The sequence below is a fragment of the Desulfonatronum zhilinae genome (assembly GCF_900182865.1).
In the GTDB taxonomy this organism is placed as follows: Bacteria; Desulfobacterota; Desulfovibrionia; order Desulfovibrionales; family Desulfonatronaceae; genus Desulfonatronum; species Desulfonatronum lacustre.
In genome coordinates this window covers 40,179-56,083 of the sequence record NZ_FXUJ01000017.1, presented here as the reverse complement: position 1 = coordinate 56,083, position 15,905 = coordinate 40,179, and the positions used below count along the sequence as shown (strand labels likewise).

The window sequence follows — 15,905 nt, the reverse complement described above, 5'->3', positions numbered from 1 at the left end:
CCATTCTCTGGCCAAGTTCGAAATGGTCATGACGACTTATCAACCAATCTTCTGAATCACCCACCTTTTTGGCTTTGCATTTGCATTTGCCCCTGGCAGGAACATCAAGTTTCTCAACCAGGAGCGAACCAAAATGCGAATGAGTGAGCCCCAGAGCCAATTCAGCATCCTATCCGTCGGGCTGAGCCCCAGACAGGAAGAGGACATTCAGGCAATTATCGGTCCGGATTATTCCTGGGAACGGTATCAGCCATCCGGGACGGCCAAGCAAGCCAACCAAAGTCAACGACTCATGGCCTTGATCTCTTGGAAAGGGATCAATGGCCGGATTTCGGCTTTGCAGCGCGGAGAGTTTCAAGAGGACGACGCCCCTCCTCGGGTGTTGGTTCTGGATTCCGACGTGGCCCAGGCCGACTTGGAACGGGTCGTGGATGCCGGTTTTACGGCTGTTTTGCGCTATCCCTTCGAGCCGGAGCGGGTCAGGGGCCTGGCGCGGGAACTTCAAGAATCCCAGGGCTTGTACAAGGACCTATACCACATGGCTCGGGAAATCTGCCTGGAGCGAGAAATTCTTTCACGTCAGGCGGATTTGCTGCAATTCTTCAACAAGATCCTCACCAATGCCAGTTTTTCCCTGGACCCCGTGGAAATTCTGCACCAAGCCCATCAGGATCTTCAAATTTTGCTCCCGGTCAAGGGCGTGGACGCGATTTTCTGGCATACCGGCGCGGAGCAACAGATGGAGGCGGAACTCTTCATTCATGAGTACTCCGGTAAGACCATTCAGGGTAAAATGATTGAGTTTCTGCTGGAAAACGCGGCCAAACACGCCGAGGAGCCCATTGAAAACTACCACGTCAACTTCATGTCCAAGATGGACAGCGGCGATGAACTGAAAAAGATCAACAGCAAGGACATCCTCGTGTTGCCCTTGCGATTCGGAGGCAAGAGCTTTGGATGCGTCAGCATCGTCTCGGAAAAAATTGCCCGACTGGGTCGGGATCGCCTGCAAACCATCCTGGCGGCCGTGAACCATCTGGCCTTGGCCCTGCGTAACGCCTTGTTGTATCGGGAAATGCGCACCAGAGCGGACCGGGATGCCCTGACCCGCCTGCCCAATCGTCATTTTTTTGACGAGCGGATGGTCCAGGAACTCAAACGCCATCAGCGGTACCGAATCCCTCTGACCCTGATGATCATGGATCTGGACCACTTCAAGCGGATCAACGACACCTTCGGCCACCAAGCCGGAGACATGGTTCTGCGCGACATAGGACGCTTGTTGCAGGAAATGCTGCGCAGTTCCGATCTCGCGGCCAGGTACGGCGGCGAAGAGTTCGTAATGCTGCTTTCCCACACCACGGAAGAGCAGGCTTGGGTCCTGGCTGAACGGATCCGCGAGGTCATTGCCAAGCGCCGCTTCAATTACAAGGGAAAATTTTTCAGAGTCACCGCGAGCATCGGCATCGCCTCCCTGGAAACGGGCCTCTTTGGTCAAAACGTCGACCTCTTCGCCGAAGCCGACGCAGCTCTGTACAGAGCCAAGGCCGGCGGCCGGAACATGATCTGTCTGGCTGGAGAAGAAGAGGACGAGGATCAGTGCCGCCAATATGCCTGAGCAATCCCCAACGCATCCCCATCCGAAAACAAGGAAACGGGCTCACCCTGGTAGAGGGCGAGCCCGTTTCTGAATTTGTGAATGGTCGCAAGTTTCAGCGACTCAACATTGAACACACAGAATTAATACTTGAATTCATACTGATTGCAAAGTCGCTCTAATGAACGTGTTTTTTGATAAAATTACTTTGGAGATAGACAATGAGGAAAGTGCTATTTTCAAGTGTACATGATTGGCCTTGGTCGCGACAGATAAGTGCGTTGCATCCATTAAAGTCAACATTTGTATTCAATGATGAAGTTGCAAATTGTAAAAATAATTACAAAAACTTATGGCTTGTTGTTTGGGATGAACCGAGAAAAGGAAGAATACCACAATTTATTCCTTTCGAGAGAAGGATTCTTTGGATTACTGAGCCATCATGTTACAAGCAATATCCTAGCTGGTTCACAAAACAGTATAAATATATCGTCACACCAAACCAAATACAAGTCGATCATCAATGCACACAATTGATTTCACCACCGCTTATCAACTGGTTTTATGGAGTAAATATTGACAAGCTAAATTATGATGAGTGTTATCATATAGACAGAATGCTCAATGACAAGCGACCAGCAAAAAGTATGAAAATTTCAATTGTATGCTCAAATATACGAACTATAAAAAATCACCAACAACGCTTATATTTTGTTCAAATTTTACAAAAAATTTTCAAAGATAGAATTGATTTTTATGGTCGTGGTTTCAATAAAATTCAGAACAAGGCAAACGCAATTAATGATTACTTTTACACTATATGTCTAGAGAATAATTTCGAAGAAAATTTTTGGACAGAGAAAGTAGCGGACGCTTACCTTGGGTGGAGTGTGCCTGTATATGCCGGCTGTCCAAACCTAGAAGTTTATTTTCCTGAACAAAGCTTTATTCGCATTGATTACCGCAATATTGAGTCTTCTGTAAAAGTAATTTACAAATTACTTGAAGAAGAAGACGACTATTCTTCTAGGCTGGAAGCAATTTCTGAGGCTCGTTGGCGAGTTCTTTTTAAATACAATATTTTTAGATGTATTGATGGTATTTTGGATCAAATCGAAAATATTTAAGTTTTCTTTAATTATGCAATAATATGCTCATAAAAAGAATAGTCACTGCTTATTTCTAACGTTGAAGCTTTAAGTAGATCAATTTCCATCAAAGTCATTATTTTTGAATTTCTTAATGCGGACAACGCTTCAATATAATTTAAAAATACATTTTTTTGTTCATTGTTGCACATGCCTGGCATTTCTATAGAAAGGGCATTCAAATCTTGCGCGAGGCAATTTCTAAATATTTCGTTTTTGAAAAAGAATGTATTAATCGCCGCTATAAAAGAATGTTCATCTCCAATAAAATCTACACCTGTTATACTTTTAGAGTATTTAATAATATTTATAAATACATATGCCATATATAACAGTTCAATATATATTATCCCAAAATCTTTGCTTTTTAAAATATAATTTATTCTTTCAATCATTCCATCAAGAAATAAGAAGAAAAAAGCTTCTAATGAATTAGTTTTATTTAATTTATTTATTTCATTGGCCCTAAACCAAGTCCACTGTCGCTTTACCAGTGCAGTTCTTGTAATTTTCCGAATCTGCTTTGCTGTTCTTTCTGGGTTAGAATACAGGAATAAATTCAATCCTCTGACTTTCTTACAAAAGTAATGATCTTCGTGTGTTTTATTTGTATATCCTGACAAGCCACCTGAAATATCCCAGGTATTTTTTTTAAGAATCCATATACCAGCAGTGATAAAATCTACAAAGCCAGTTTCTGTATGTCCATGAAAAAAATTCATATAACGAGATGCAATATCATTCCCTGCTTCACAAATTATTGGGCTTCCAACAAGACCAATTTCTGGCCTTTCAATATGCCGAAGATTTATAGAAAGCCAGTCTGATGGTATTCGTATGTCACAGTCGATTGACAATATATACTGACATCGAGATGACGTTATCCCATGATTCTTTGTAATTGCACATCCCAAATTATTATCATGACGCTTGATAATAACAGGAATACCCATAAAATCTGTAGAATACTTGAATTTTTTACTTGACCCATCATCAACAACTATAATCTCCGATGGCTTGACGAGCCAATCTCGTACAGATTCGAGTAGTTCACTTGCAAGATGACCATCATTGTAGGTATAAGTTACAAGTGATACTTCTTTTTTTTCTGAATAGTTCATATTGTCACAATGGAAGGCTTGGGCTGAATTGATGGGGATGGAATGGTTGTGATTCTTGTAGACCATCACCACGGACAAGCCGGATAGGCCTCCCAATTGTTGTTCCACTGGCCGACGTTCATGGCCAGGTCGCAGGCCAGGATGGTCATGATGGAGGAAACCGGCTCTTCCGGGAGACGGCGGGTGTGGTGGGCGATGATGTAGTCGCGGCGGGGTTGCGGTTCCATGCGTCCGGCGTGTTCCATAATCCAGATGCGCTGGCCGCCTTCCACCTCGTAGATTTCCAGGCGCAGGCTGATGCTGGTCGTTCCCCGCGAGCCGCCGCTGAGAAAGTACGGGATTTCACCCCGGACAATCAGGTCCACGTCCAGGGCCCTGGCCCTGGCCAAGGCTCTGGTCAGCCCCGGCCACGTCGTTTCTTCCTCGTAGATGAAGGAGGGAAAGACCGCGGCTTGGCTCCAGGTTTGCCAGAAAATGCGCCCCAGGGCTCGCCCCAGGACGATGGGGCTGTCCGTGGGTTGGGTGACCTGCATGGGGTAGAAAATGGCTGAAAGCGGGGCTGCCGGAATGTTCTTGGGATAAATCGAAATGATGGGAGGGCCGCGAAAGATCGGGGCGTCGGTGGTCACTTCCTGAGGGCCGATGCGGGGCTCCCAGTAGTTGCCGACCACTCCGACATATTCCCCAGCCTGTCTCGCCAAGTCACATCCGGTGAGTACCGAGAGGGCCAAAGCAAAAAGCATGATCCACGCGCCAAGTCTGTTTCGTTTCCGCGTCATAGAGGCTCTTCTTGTCATAGAGGCTCTCCTTGTAAAAAGGGACTATTGCGGCAAGGAAGAGGCCGTGGGAGCTTCCTTGACGGCTTCAAGCAAATGTTCGCGGGATTCAATCAGATTCTCCCGCAACTGGAGTCGCTTCTCCGGAGTAACGAGTCGAAAATTCGGACGCTCGATGATTTCCTCGAGCATTTGCATTTCCCGTTCGACTTTCATCAGGCGGGTCCGAAGTTGCGGCTCATTGACGCAAAACCGATTCACCGCTGCGGCCAAGGCCCGGACTTCCCGCGAAAGGTCCAATAACGCCTCTGGTTTGGTTTGCTTGGAGACTTCTTGGGAATCCCGGTAATTTGTCCAGATTTGTTTCAGCCAAGAGAGCATGTCGACAATTTCTCCGTTGTCTCGGTTGCAACGTGGTCAGAAAACCGGTGCCCCGCTGCGTTGCGCCATGCTCATGACGATGGCCAGCAGAAGAATGAACGGAATCAAGGGGAGCAACATGGCCAGGAGGACCTTGGCCGTTGTCGTCCGATGAATGTATTTATAGCCCAAAAAGGTGACGACCAGGGACCAGATCGCTCCCACCAAGGGGCCGACGAACGGAATCAGCGTCAATACCATTGGAGCGCTGCCGTAGGTCAGGGCGCGGAATGTTCCCTCGAACCCTCGCGTTGCTCCCCCGACCATATTGAGGCAGGCATGAACCAGCACGGCCATGACGTACAGCAGCATGGTCAGGATGATCGGGTAGCCCACCAGCAGCATCACGGCGCTGAACCCCATGGCCTCACCTTCCCCGGTCATGCTCGATGTCATACCGGTCATATCCCAAAGCATCTGCAAAACGATCTGAAACTCGGCGACCAGCAGGTAAAAAATTAATGGCTTGATCTGGCCGGAGCCCACGGGCATGGCCTGAAAAAACGCCGCGGGCCGGAGCATAGCCCGCTTGATGGTCTCCCAGATGCCGGGAAAAAAGCCGTAAATGTCCAGCCGCTCCCAAGGCACCTCGATCTCGCCGCCCTTGGTGACCTCTTCGGGCTGCTCCGCATCCTGGGCTTCCTGGTGAGGCGTGCCCATGGAAGCGAGACTGTCCCAGAAATCGCCGTTGTCGGAAGGGGCTGCCTTTTCGGATGGTGCTTTTTCGGGCCGCGCTGTTTCGGTGTGGTCGGTCCGTGCCGCTCGCTGGGCAAAATCGCCTCCAGGAGCTCTTTCCGACTCGGTTCGGGCTGATTCTGTTTGGGATTGGTGGGAGTCAGTCTTGTCGAGCGGGGGGGCCGCAAGAAGGGGAGGAGGCGGGAAGGGGTCACCCGCTGTACGGAATTGAAATTTGTGTTTGCACTTCGGGCAGGTGGCGATCTCCGCCCGTTCCGGGATTTTTTCGTCCGGAACGGTCCTGGCGAAGCCGCACTGGGGACAGGTGATTTCCATGGTGTTTCCTCGGGGACAAACGTTCAACAACTTCGTCCATTCCTAGCCCGTCCCGAGGAGAGAAGCAAGCAAGCCTGAAGCCGCCCCCGGCGGCGCGCACGGTTGATTACTTGTAGGCGTTCCTGGCGTACCGCATGGTCGTGCTCGGCGTGTTCATCTCCTGAGCGGCGAACTCCGAAGGGGAAGCGGTCATGGTGGAGGTGGTCGAGGAAAACGTAGTCGGATTCTGGTTTTTGATCTCCTCGAACGCGGATTTCAAACCGGAAAGAATGGTGATCACCTCGTCGATGAGCTTGGGATCCAGTTTGAGATTGGCCATCAGCAACCGCGTGTTGCAGTAGAAATAGAGCTTGTGCAGATTCTCTCCCAGTTCGCCGCCTTTTTGGGTGTTCAAACTGGCTTCAAGTTCGCCGATGATGTCCAGGGCCTTTGAAATCAACAACCCTTTTTGTTCCATATCCCGTTCTTTCATTTTCTGCTTGGCCTGGTTCAAGAAATTAATCGCCCCTCCATAAAGCAACACGACGACGTCTCCGGGGTTGGTCGTGGTGACTTGGGTTTGGAGGTAGGCTTTCGCGGCATTGTACATATTCTTCTCCCGATCTTGAGGGTATCGGACTTGCGACTGAACACCAAGGCGACACTCGGTGTCGCCGGCTTACTTCGTATCCGAACTCAACTGCCCGAGCTGCGACCTTATGGAGGCACCGAGCTGATCGTAATAGCCGAGCAAGGTTTCCAAGCGAGCGAAGCGCGCGCGTAAGTCCCGCTCCATGCGGGTGATGCGACGCTGTTCGAACTCGATCTTTCTGTCGATCCCATCAGTGATGTCGTCGTAGTTCTCTTCCAGAATTTTCAGCGGTCCGGAACTGCTGTCCGTCAAATCCCTGAGAGCGTCTGTAAGCTCAGGGATTTTGCCGTATTTGAGAAAAACCTTGCCAGTGTATTCACCATCAGTCAGATTATCCACCTTGATGACCATACCGGCCTCCGGCTTGCCGCTCATGCCGGTGATTTCTCCGTTGCCGCTATAATTGGCTGGATTGCCGTTGATGGTCACATTGCTGAACATGCCCTCGCTGATCGTATATTTTACGGTGTACTCTCCACCCTTGGTCACTCCGTCGATGCTGGATAAATACCGAAAGTCCTGGGAATCGCTGGAGCCGATGTAGTCGGCAGCAAAAACCCGGGCAAAGGCATCCGGACGGTTGCGCAACGAGTGTTCCAGCACTTCCTCGTCCAGCTTAAGCATGCCGAACATGGGAGAGCCCTGATCGGCATCCGTGGTGATCCCGATCATACCCAGGGAGCTGAAGACGTCGTTGTTCACGTCAAAGCCGATGCCTTTCACGGAGGTGATGGATTTCAGTCGGGAATCGATCATCTGGATGGCGTAGTTGCCGGTCAGGATGGAGCCGTTGCCGCTCTGATCCACTTTGGTCAGCTTGGTGATCTGGGCTCGGACGTCGTTGACCTGATCGACGAACTCCCGGACATTCTCCAGGACCTTTTCATTGTTCACGGCAATGTTCAGCGTGGTTGTTCCGGCTTGACGCAGGTTGAGGGTTACGCCGTCCAACAGGTCGGCTATTGTGTTCGTGGAGCGTTCAATCCAGTCATTCGCATCGGGGGGGAAGCCGTCGATCTTGAGTTTGGAATTCTGCGCTGCTTGGGTTTGACTGAAGTCCCCACCTTCAAAGCCGGGAACGGTCGTGGCGGGGTTAGGGTTAATGGTAATCGTTTTGTTCGCTCCCAGGTCCATGCCCCGAAGCTGCAAGTGGTGCACCCCGTCCGCGCTTTTGATGATGCTGGCCCGAACTCCCGGATTTTCCGGGTCCGTGTTGATCAGGTTGCGCAACCCCTCAAGGCTGCCGCCGGACGGCAGGTTCAACGTCCGTGTTTTGCCGTTGTAGGAATAACTGAACACCCTTGCCGAACCGTCGGTGATGTCCTCCGTTGTACTGGCCTTCGTCGTCGTACTGGTCAGGATATGGTTCTGAGCCAGTTGGTGGACTTCGAGCACATGACTGCCCACCTGGGCCTTGTCCGTGGCAGTGGCCGTGAGCACGTTGTCGTTGACGCTGTCCGCATCCTTGACCATAAACTTGGCCATGGTGTTGATCCGTTGCAAATTGGTCCGCAGGTTGAGCATCTTGGAATTCAGCTCCCGAAACCCCTCCTGCTTTTCCTCCCACTCCTTTTTCCAGAGTTCCAGGCGAGCGGTTTGCCTGCGCTCCAAGTTGATCAACTGCTCGATCATGGTCTTGAAGTCTGTTCCAGACCCCAGGCCGGTAAAGTTGATCGATCCTGATATGAGGGCTTCCGTATCCATGATGTGACCTTGCTGGGAAAAAGTTGCTGGTTCGATTTACCTCATATTTTTTAAAGCAAAGTCGATGCCATCGTACAACTGAGCCGCCATCAGCAAAAAAGGCCGGACCCTAGAACAGGGCCCGGCCTTGAGTGATCAAGCCCCGATTTATGGTTAGCCGCCGATGAGCTGCATGGCCATCCTGGGCAGGGAGTTGGCCTGGGCGAGCATGGCCACGCCGGCCTGGGTCAGAATCTGGCTACGCACGAATGCCGTCATCTCCAAGGCAATGTCCGCATCCGAAATCCGCGATTCCGCAGCTGAGATGTTCTCAGCCTGAATCTGAAGGTTGGTGATGGTGTTCGACAGTCGGTTCTGCAAGGCACCGAGACTGGCCCGGATGTTGTCCTTGGAGAGGATTGCCATTTCAAGAGCTTCCAATGCCTTCTGCGCCCCCTCCTGCGTTGAAATCGAATAGCCGGCATCCTCGTCAAGTTTTGTTTCTCCAATAGTTCCTGAGCTAGTCGTATCGTCAGCTGCGTTTCCAACTCCTAAAGCCGATGCCGTGGCATTGCCGATGGCAATGTAATAATAGTCCTCGGAGCTGTCGTTCGATGGCCCGAAGTGAACCTTCAAAGGACCTGTCGATTTCAGGCCACTCCCATTAAATCCAGTCCCCCAATTGTGAGGGTTGCCTGAAGCCTCATTGCCAGGGGTTCCGGACAGATTTCCATTCAACAAATAAATGCCATTAAATTTTGTCGCACTTGCGATTCGGGTAATTTCCGAGGCCATGGCCTGGTACTCGGAGTCAATGATCAACCGCTGGTCCGAATTGTAGGTACCGGTAGCCGCCTGGGTGGCCAGTTCCTTCATCCGGATCAGCTTTTCGTCGATAACGGCCAAGGCGCCGTCAGCAGTCTGGATCATGGAGATGGCATCGTTGGCATTCCGGACGCCCTGGTTCAACGAGGCGATTTCCGCCCGCATCAACTCACGAATGGCCAAGCCGGCGGCATCGTCGGCACCGCTGTTGATGCGCAGACCGGACGAAAGGCGTTGGGTCGACGTGCCCAGCGCAGCATAGTTGTTGGAAAGGTTTCGGCTCGCGTTCATGGCCATTAAGTTGGTGTTAATACTCAGCATGGTACTTTCTCCTTGGAATATGTTGGCTTCCTTGCCTGGGCGTCAAACCGTCCTTCATGGACATGATCCTCACCCGCCGCGGGTGGGGCCGCCCAGCATTTGACTACTGTATCGACGGATGAAGAAAAAACTTTAGAGAGTTTTCAAAAGACGATGAAAATAATACCAATCGAGAGACTTGACATTTTGCCGACCACGAATGCACTTCACCTGAAAATTTACCTCCGGAGTAACAACAACGGCATATTTGGTTTTGAATTTTTGTGGAACTTTTTTCCTTAAACTGCCAGTAAAGATAAGATTTCACCCTAAATTTTCAAAATTATGCAAGAAATTTGCCAAAAAGCCGACACAATCTTGGGTGCCGGAAAACCTCTCGAAGCCGCAGCGCTTTATGTTGAGGCTTTGCGGAATACCCCTCATGATGCCCGGCTCTGGGTCAATCTCGGTAATGCCTTGGCTGCTGCTGGGGACCGTCAGCGAGCCCTGAACGCCTATGGGCATGCGGTGGAGCTTTGTCCTGACAACGCCATGATGCGCTTCAATTATGGGTCGGCGTTGCTGGATGGAAACGACCTTGACCAAGCTAGGCTTCATCTCGAAGAGAGCGCCAGATTGCAGCCGGACTTTTTCTGGACATTCGAGAGATTGGGGACATTGTACCACCAATTGAACGACAAGTCGGCATCTCTTCTCAGTTTTGACAAAGCCTTGGCAATGCGTCCAGATGACATTGGCCTGGTATGGCGACGTTGTTTGGCGGAACTCTCGATATGTTACGAAAGTGAGTTGCGGCTTGACGAGGCTCGCTTGAACTATAAAAATTACCTGGAATCATTGATAAAAAAGTTCGACCCGACAATCCGGCATATGCTGCATACGGCACTGGACGGAATTCGTGAGCCCCCCTTTTATTTAGCTTACCAGGGACATAATGATGTGGAATTGCAACGTCACTATGGTACATTTATCAGCAATGTCCTGCACGCTGCTCACCCTGCTTGGTGCCAATCCCCAACCATGCCGGCCCCTGAACCGGATGGAAGGTGGCGAATTGGGTTTCTCAGCAAGTATTTCGCGGGCCATTCCGTCTGGAAAATTCCCTTGCGCGGCTGGTTGGAACATCTGGATAGGCGCAGGTTTCGGCTGTTCGGGTATGCCACGGATGATGCCCGAAACTCACCCGCCGCGACGCTTTGCGATAAATTCGTCCACGGAGACCGGCCAGTGGAGGAGATCGCCCGCATAGTGGCGGAAGATCGACTGCATGCCTTGATATTTCCGGAAGTCGGGATGGACTGGAAGACGATCTGCCTGGCTGCGCTGAAGCTTGCGCCGCTCCAGCTTGCCGGAGCAGGGCATCCTCAGACCACGGGGCTTGATAGTATTGATCTGTTTCTCTCCAGCAAGATGATGGAGCCGCCGGATGCCATCCAGCATTATTCCGAAAAGTTGGCTCTGCTTCCCAACCTTTCCTCTTGCAATTACTCACCCCCGTATGCGGAAACTCCCCCCGCTCGAGAAACCCTGGGGCTTCCCAAAAAAGGCATCCTGTTTTTTTGCCCGCAATCCCTTTTCAAGTATCTTCCTCGATTTGACGACATCTACGCCCGCATAGCCGAAGGCGTTTCTGACGCGAAATTTCTCTTTATCCGTCATGAAATCTCGCCGGGAGTCACCGCGTGTTTCAAGGATCGTTTGCGAAAGCACTTCAAGCAACGCGGGCTCGATCCTGTGCGCCACCTTGTTTTTCTCCCAAGACTATCCGCAACCGGATTCGGGCAAATTTGCGGAGCCAGCGACATCTTTCTGGACAGCCTGGAATGGTCCGGCAACAACACCTCGCTGGAAGCCATTTGGCGCGGCACTCCCATCGTCACCATGCCGGGCAAAATGATGCGCGGGCGACACGCCGCGGCGAACCTGACCATGGCCGGACAAACGGCGACAATTTGTGCAAACGTTGAGGAGTACGTGAAGGTTGCCATTGACTTGGCGAACAGCCCCGGCAAACGAAAAATGCTCTCAATGGAGCTGCGCCAAAACAGGGCGGGCGCTTTTGGGGATCTGGAGTGCGTACGGGGGCTGGAGGAATTGCTGGAGATGGAAATCAGGTCGCGGATTTTCTGATGCTGTAAAGCATGGTTTCGAATTCCTGAGCTCGAAGAGCCCAATTGAATTCTTTTTGAAAGTGCAGGGCTTGTCGGTAGAGGTGTTTGGTTAATGCCTTGTCATTGTGAGCCAAACGTTGGCAAAGCTCTGCTGAAAGACTGGCAAAACTTTGGAGGGTTACATTCCCATTCTCGTCTGGCTCGGGGAAGAAACCATAGCCGGAGCATGTCTCAGGAAGGGCACCCAGCGGCGTCGTAACCACAGCGACACCGGCTGCCATGGCCTCCATAACTACTATTGATGAAGTTTCCTGGATAATGCATGGGTAGAGCAGTAGCCAGGATTTTTTTAAAGCATCGCACAGAACCTTCTGGGATACGGCTCCATGGCTAACAATTTGTCTGCATTTCAGAAGCGGGGAAAGACTTTCCGCCCATTTTGAGTGATACAAGAAATTTGATGGAGAGTATATGGAATAGTCTGAGTAAATATGGAACTCAGCTTGAGGTATTCTCTTGTGTAGTAACAAAAAAGATACCAAAGCCTGTTCAAGACCTTTTGATGGAACGCTTATATAGATTATACTCGGGAATTCATGTCGGTATTGATAGCTAAATCTGAAATTATTATTTGTATTGAACCACGGAGATGGTGCATTTCGGAGTACTTTAACAGTATCTGGATTGAGATTTCCAGATTCAATGAAGTGTTCTCGCTGCCAATGACTGACGCAGAGAATTATGTCCCGTGAACCATTCAATAATGCCAAAGGGTTTTCAAGTGGTTGCGTATTCCAAGTGTTGTGTTCCCAGGATACAACAACAGGATAGGAAGAATGTTTTCGTATTAAACAGGAAAGTGTAGAGCAATTAGTTACAATAATAGCTTCCAAAGCATTTATTTCGAGAATTCCTTTGTCAATATTTTCACAATTAACACCATGAAATTTCCCACTTTTTTTTGTTCCTGTAAACAGGTATACATCATGGCCACGTTTAGCCATCTCGATAGATAAATATACTTGAGCTGACTCTGAACCACCAAGTCCTCGCTCCCATGGTGTATTGGCATTATAATCATGTTCTTTGTCCGGATTTATGAATGCTATTCGCATGCTCTTTTGTCCGTATGATCAGATTGTTATGGCTTGTTTCAGTATTATCGCAAAAATATGAAGTATGATGAGACGTTAGCCATGGCTATATCAGTCGCGCCTACATCGAATGGTGTTCCAGAAAGAAGGATTTGCGTTTTGTCAAGCAGTTCCGAACCATCGCTCTTTTTTTTTAATTATCATTTAGTATGGTACTTTTAAAGTATTTGACAATTCCGCATTCGTGATAGGATGCTGTCGCTCCAAACAAGGTAAAATCTGAAAGCAACCCATCTATAATTCGCCTGTCTTTTTCACTGTGGTATTCTAGTAAAATTAAACCAAAACGATGAGGATTAATATTTCTCAGTATCTCGACCTCAGAACCTTCCGTATCGATTTTCAATATATGAGCTGATGGAACCTTAGAAGGATGCATTTTTTTAACTTCTTCAAAATTTTTCGTTTGTGTTCCTAGTTGGTAAAAGCTATTTTCTCCAATATTGTTTTTCCCAAGGAACAATTTTGTCTTGTTTAGATCACCTACAGCCAAATTATAAGCTTTAATATCTTTGTATTTTGATATGTTCTCTTTTAATATTGAATAATTAGCCTTTAACGGTTCGTAACCAATTATATTTGACCCGGGAAATGTTTCAGCAGCCCAGACGCAAAATGCTCCAACATTGGCGCCAATGTCTACGATAACAGGCTTTTCAACATTGAATGGACTTATGCTATACTCTCCTTTGAATATCTTTTGAATATGCCACTCCATGTTGTCCGGGTGTTTAAAAACCGGACAAGAGATAAAGTTTGTACGCATTTCAGTTATCTTCATAAAAACCTCTTTTCCAATATTTGCAAGAGGTGAATAATTACACCAAGCTGCAAGTATTTCAGGTCACTTTACATTTGGTTGAAGTGGAGGCAACAGATGCAAGATGAAGACGGGTTGTTGCAGTTGATAGGGCCGTGAGAAAAGCAAGGCATTTACGCGACTTGCCCAGCACTCCAGCCCGAGGGGCATCATACCCAGGGCCTGCACTTGCCCTGTGTGGATCATGTGCAAGCTGAAGGCAAGAGGATCCATCACCCAACCTTCCTCTTCTTCCGATACTTCCCCAACCAGGCATTCAGCCGAGGCTCCTGGCCTTGGAGTTTGGGTTCGTAGAAGCGGAGGTTGACTTCGGTGGGGAGGTAGTCTTGTTCCACCCAGGCGTCGGGGTAGGCGTGGGGGTATTTGTAGCCGCGGCCGTAGCCCCATTCCTTTTGCAGGGCCGAGGAGGCGTTGCGCAGGTGCAAGGGGACGGGGCGGGGGCCGTGGGCGCGGATTTCTTTCTGGGCGGCCAGGTAGGCGGCGTAGGTGGCGTTGCTTTTGGGGGCCAGGGACAGATAGACCGTGGTTTCGGCCAGGGGAATGAAGCCTTCGGGCATGCCCACGAATTCCACGGCTTGCTGGCAGGCCACGGCCATGCTCAAGGCGTGAGGGTCGGCCAGGCCGACGTCTTCGGAGGCCGAGAGAATCAGGCGACGACAGATGAAGCGGGGGTCCTCGCCGCTCTCCAGGAGGCAGGCCAGGTAGTAGAGGGCCGCGTCCGGGTCGCTGCCGCGGATGGATTTGATCAGCGCGGAGGCCAGCTCGTAGTGGGAGTCGCCCTCGCGGTCCCCGCGCAGGACCACTTCGGGCAATGCCTGGCGCAGCTTGTCCTCGGCCCATTTTTCCGGCGACAGTTCCGCGGTGAGTTCCAGGAGGTTGAACAGGGTCCGGGCGTCGCCGTTGGACAAACCGGCAAGAATTTCCAGGCTGGTTTCGGGTATGGCGGCCCCGAGGCTTTGAGCCCCTCGTTTGGCCAGGATGGTCAGTTCCTGACGGTTCAGCGGGCGCAGACGCAGAACGTGCATTCGCGAAAGCAGTTGTTTGGTTACGCTGAAGGACGGGTTTTCCGTGGTGGTGGCCAGCAGGGTGACTTCCCCGCTTTCCAGGATAGGCAGAAAGAAATCCTGCTGGGCCTTGGAAAAGCGGTGCAGTTCGTCCAGCACCAGAATTTCCATGTTCTCCAGCTTCTTGCGCAGGTTGGCCAGTCCCACTTCCGGCGCGCTCAGACGCAGATAGGGCTGATTGCGGGAAGTGGCTAAAAGCAGAGCCAGGGTGGATTTTCCACAGCCCGGAGGGCCGAAAAGCAACATGCTGGGCATGCGCTTGGCCTGAAACAGGGCGTGCAGCCTGATCCGTAAATGATCCTGGCCGACAAAATCCTCCAGCTTGGTCGGGCGAATGGCCGCGGCCAGAGGCTGCTGAAAGCTCATTGCCCCTCCTTATGGTCGCTGGAGGAGAGTGGGGCGGAAGATCGTTCGGCATCGTCGCCATCAGCCGCGCTCGGCGACGGGGACGCGACGTCGCGGGGAGCAGGAGGTTGGGCCTCTGCATCCAGTTCCGAAGGGACCACCTCCACTTCGGAAAAATCGTAGGAAATATCCCCGACCACCTCGACGCCATCCTGTTCGCCCTTGTCGCTCGTTTCACCGACCGGCTCGGGAAAATACTCGTGGGGAAGCAGGTCCTGGGGCAGCTCAATCTCCCAGACCGGCAATTCCTCTTCGGTGGATTCTGCTCCTTCGGAAAAATCGGGCTTTGGGTCGTCGACTTGGTAGATTATTGCCGTATCGGCGTCATCCTCGGACATGACCTCAACCAGGGAGAGGTCGTCTGGCTGTGCGACCTCGAAATTATCCTGGGCCGGCGCGGCAACGGAAACGGTGGGGATGTCTTCCGAAACGGCAGAGGGGTATTTGGCGAGCAGCGTTTCCCGATTTGAGATGGAATGAGCTGTTTCTTCATTTTGCAAGGATTCTTCAGGCGGCGACAAATCAAAATCCAACGTTTGTTCGTCGAAAGCGAAGCGTTCGGCGGCCTCGACATCCGGTTCGAAATCCATCGGCTCCGGGGCGGTTGAAGGACCTGGTTCCGCCTCTGCCTCCGGCGGTTCGGGGGCGGACTCGGGAAGCCACTCATGCCCGGCTGATTGGAGCCAGTTCAGGTTCAAGGCCGTACGAATCGACTGCCAGTCGTAGCCGCATTTGGAACAGGTCGCCAGGTGGTCGAAACTGGTGTGCTTGCATTTGGGACAATACATGGTGCGGGCTCGTGACGATGTGTGGTTGAC

Annotated in this window: 14 protein-coding genes and 1 pseudogene; 3 read left to right on the top strand and 12 right to left on the bottom strand. The window is 50.8% G+C overall.

Going from position 1 to position 15,905, the window contains the following annotated elements; genetic code table 11:
* Positions 1-133: 133 nt before the first annotated feature.
* Both AC559A_RS13600 and AC559A_RS13595 read left to right on the top strand, forming a co-directional pair.
* Positions 134-1,618 (top strand): sensor domain-containing diguanylate cyclase, encoded by a 1,485-nt coding sequence (locus tag AC559A_RS13600; protein ID WP_498818315.1) that lies wholly within the window; start codon positions 134-136, stop codon positions 1,616-1,618.
* 200 nt (positions 1,619-1,818) lie between these two features.
* Positions 1,819-2,724, top strand: a complete 906-nt coding sequence (locus AC559A_RS13595) for a glycosyltransferase family 10 domain-containing protein (RefSeq protein WP_498818314.1) — start codon at positions 1,819-1,821, stop codon at positions 2,722-2,724.
* A gap of 11 nt (positions 2,725-2,735) precedes the next feature.
* Here AC559A_RS13595 and AC559A_RS13590 read toward each other — a convergent pair whose 3' ends face one another.
* The 8 genes and pseudogenes from AC559A_RS13590 to AC559A_RS13555 all read right to left on the bottom strand — a co-directional run bounded on the left by AC559A_RS13590 (position 2,736) and on the right by AC559A_RS13555 (position 9,533).
* On the bottom strand, positions 2,736-3,974 hold the full coding sequence (locus AC559A_RS13590) for a glycosyltransferase family 2 protein (protein WP_498818313.1): 1,239 nt from the start codon (positions 3,972-3,974) through the stop codon (positions 2,736-2,738).
* A complete protein-coding gene (locus tag AC559A_RS13585; protein ID WP_498818312.1) occupies positions 3,932-4,645 on the bottom strand; it encodes a hypothetical protein in 714 nt (237 codons plus the stop codon). The genes AC559A_RS13590 and AC559A_RS13585 overlap by 43 nt, the downstream gene beginning before the upstream one ends.
* 42 nt (positions 4,646-4,687) lie before the next feature.
* On the bottom strand, positions 4,688-5,023 hold the full coding sequence (locus AC559A_RS13580; RefSeq protein WP_028571549.1) for a hypothetical protein: 336 nt from the start codon (positions 5,021-5,023) through the stop codon (positions 4,688-4,690).
* Between the two features lie 36 nt (positions 5,024-5,059).
* Positions 5,060-5,722, bottom strand: coding sequence for a YIP1 family protein (locus tag AC559A_RS13575; protein WP_498818349.1), 663 nt, complete (start codon positions 5,720-5,722; stop codon positions 5,060-5,062).
* Between the two features lie 258 nt (positions 5,723-5,980).
* Positions 5,981-6,073: pseudogene (locus AC559A_RS13570) on the bottom strand (zinc-ribbon domain-containing protein); the annotation flags it as partial.
* 106 nt (positions 6,074-6,179) lie between these two features.
* Positions 6,180-6,662 (bottom strand): flagellar export chaperone FliS, encoded by a 483-nt coding sequence (gene fliS, locus AC559A_RS13565; protein ID WP_498818311.1) that lies wholly within the window; start codon positions 6,660-6,662, stop codon positions 6,180-6,182.
* A 69-nt stretch (positions 6,663-6,731) separates the two neighbouring features.
* On the bottom strand, positions 6,732-8,408 hold the full coding sequence (fliD, locus tag AC559A_RS13560; protein WP_498818310.1) for a flagellar filament capping protein FliD: 1,677 nt from the start codon (positions 8,406-8,408) through the stop codon (positions 6,732-6,734).
* 153 nt (positions 8,409-8,561) lie between these two features.
* Positions 8,562-9,533: a flagellin N-terminal helical domain-containing protein gene (locus tag AC559A_RS13555; RefSeq protein ID WP_498818309.1), complete on the bottom strand. Its 972-nt coding sequence runs from the start codon at positions 9,531-9,533 to the stop codon at positions 8,562-8,564.
* Positions 9,534-9,890: 357 nt separating this feature from the next.
* Here AC559A_RS13555 and AC559A_RS13550 point away from each other — a divergent pair, with 357 nt between their 5' ends.
* Positions 9,891-11,663 carry an O-linked N-acetylglucosamine transferase, SPINDLY family protein gene (locus AC559A_RS13550; protein WP_498818308.1) on the top strand — a complete coding sequence of 591 codons (1,773 nt, stop codon included), beginning with the start codon at positions 9,891-9,893 and terminating at the stop codon, positions 11,661-11,663.
* Here the strand turns inward: AC559A_RS13550 and AC559A_RS13545 are convergent.
* From AC559A_RS13545 to AC559A_RS13530, 4 genes are all read right to left on the bottom strand, one after another.
* Positions 11,644-12,759, bottom strand: coding sequence for a glycosyltransferase family 4 protein (locus AC559A_RS13545; RefSeq protein WP_498818307.1), 1,116 nt, complete (start codon positions 12,757-12,759; stop codon positions 11,644-11,646). The genes AC559A_RS13550 and AC559A_RS13545 overlap by 20 nt on opposite strands.
* Before the next feature lie 172 nt (positions 12,760-12,931).
* Entirely contained in the window at positions 12,932-13,579 is a 648-nt protein-coding gene (locus AC559A_RS13540; protein WP_498818306.1) for an FkbM family methyltransferase, read from the bottom strand.
* Between the two features lie 251 nt (positions 13,580-13,830).
* A complete protein-coding gene (locus AC559A_RS13535; protein ID WP_498818305.1) occupies positions 13,831-15,048 on the bottom strand; it encodes a replication-associated recombination protein A in 1,218 nt (405 codons plus the stop codon).
* Positions 15,045-15,875, bottom strand: coding sequence for a hypothetical protein (locus AC559A_RS13530; RefSeq protein WP_498818304.1), 831 nt, complete (start codon positions 15,873-15,875; stop codon positions 15,045-15,047). Before AC559A_RS13530 ends, AC559A_RS13535 begins: the two co-directional genes overlap by 4 nt.
* Positions 15,876-15,905 lie beyond the last annotated feature (30 nt).

What these genes read in the sequence shown, in the direction of transcription:
- AC559A_RS13535 (WP_498818305.1), bottom strand. Translation starts at nt 15,048, where the DNA reads ATGAGCTTTCAGCAGCCTCTGGCCGCGGCCATTCGCCCGACCAAGCTG.
- AC559A_RS13545 (WP_498818307.1), bottom strand. Translation starts at nt 12,759, where the DNA reads ATGCGAATAGCATTCATAAATCCGGACAAAGAACATGATTATAATGCC.
- AC559A_RS13555 (WP_498818309.1), bottom strand. Translation starts at nt 9,533, where the DNA reads ATGCTGAGTATTAACACCAACTTAATGGCCATGAACGCGAGCCGAAAC.
- fliD (WP_498818310.1), bottom strand. Translation starts at nt 8,408, where the DNA reads ATGGATACGGAAGCCCTCATATCAGGATCGATCAACTTTACCGGCCTG.
- AC559A_RS13600 (WP_498818315.1), top strand. Translation starts at nt 134, where the DNA reads ATGCGAATGAGTGAGCCCCAGAGCCAATTCAGCATCCTATCCGTCGGG.
- fliS (WP_498818311.1), bottom strand. Translation starts at nt 6,662, where the DNA reads ATGTACAATGCCGCGAAAGCCTACCTCCAAACCCAAGTCACCACGACC.
- AC559A_RS13580 (WP_028571549.1), bottom strand. Translation starts at nt 5,023, where the DNA reads ATGCTCTCTTGGCTGAAACAAATCTGGACAAATTACCGGGATTCCCAA.
- AC559A_RS13530 (WP_498818304.1), bottom strand. Translation starts at nt 15,875, where the DNA reads ATGTATTGTCCCAAATGCAAGCACACCAGTTTCGACCACCTGGCGACC.
- AC559A_RS13595 (WP_498818314.1), top strand. Translation starts at nt 1,819, where the DNA reads ATGAGGAAAGTGCTATTTTCAAGTGTACATGATTGGCCTTGGTCGCGA.
- AC559A_RS13575 (WP_498818349.1), bottom strand. Translation starts at nt 5,722, where the DNA reads ATGGGCACGCCTCACCAGGAAGCCCAGGATGCGGAGCAGCCCGAAGAG.
- AC559A_RS13540 (WP_498818306.1), bottom strand. Translation starts at nt 13,579, where the DNA reads ATGAAGATAACTGAAATGCGTACAAACTTTATCTCTTGTCCGGTTTTT.
- AC559A_RS13585 (WP_498818312.1), bottom strand. Translation starts at nt 4,645, where the DNA reads ATGACGCGGAAACGAAACAGACTTGGCGCGTGGATCATGCTTTTTGCT.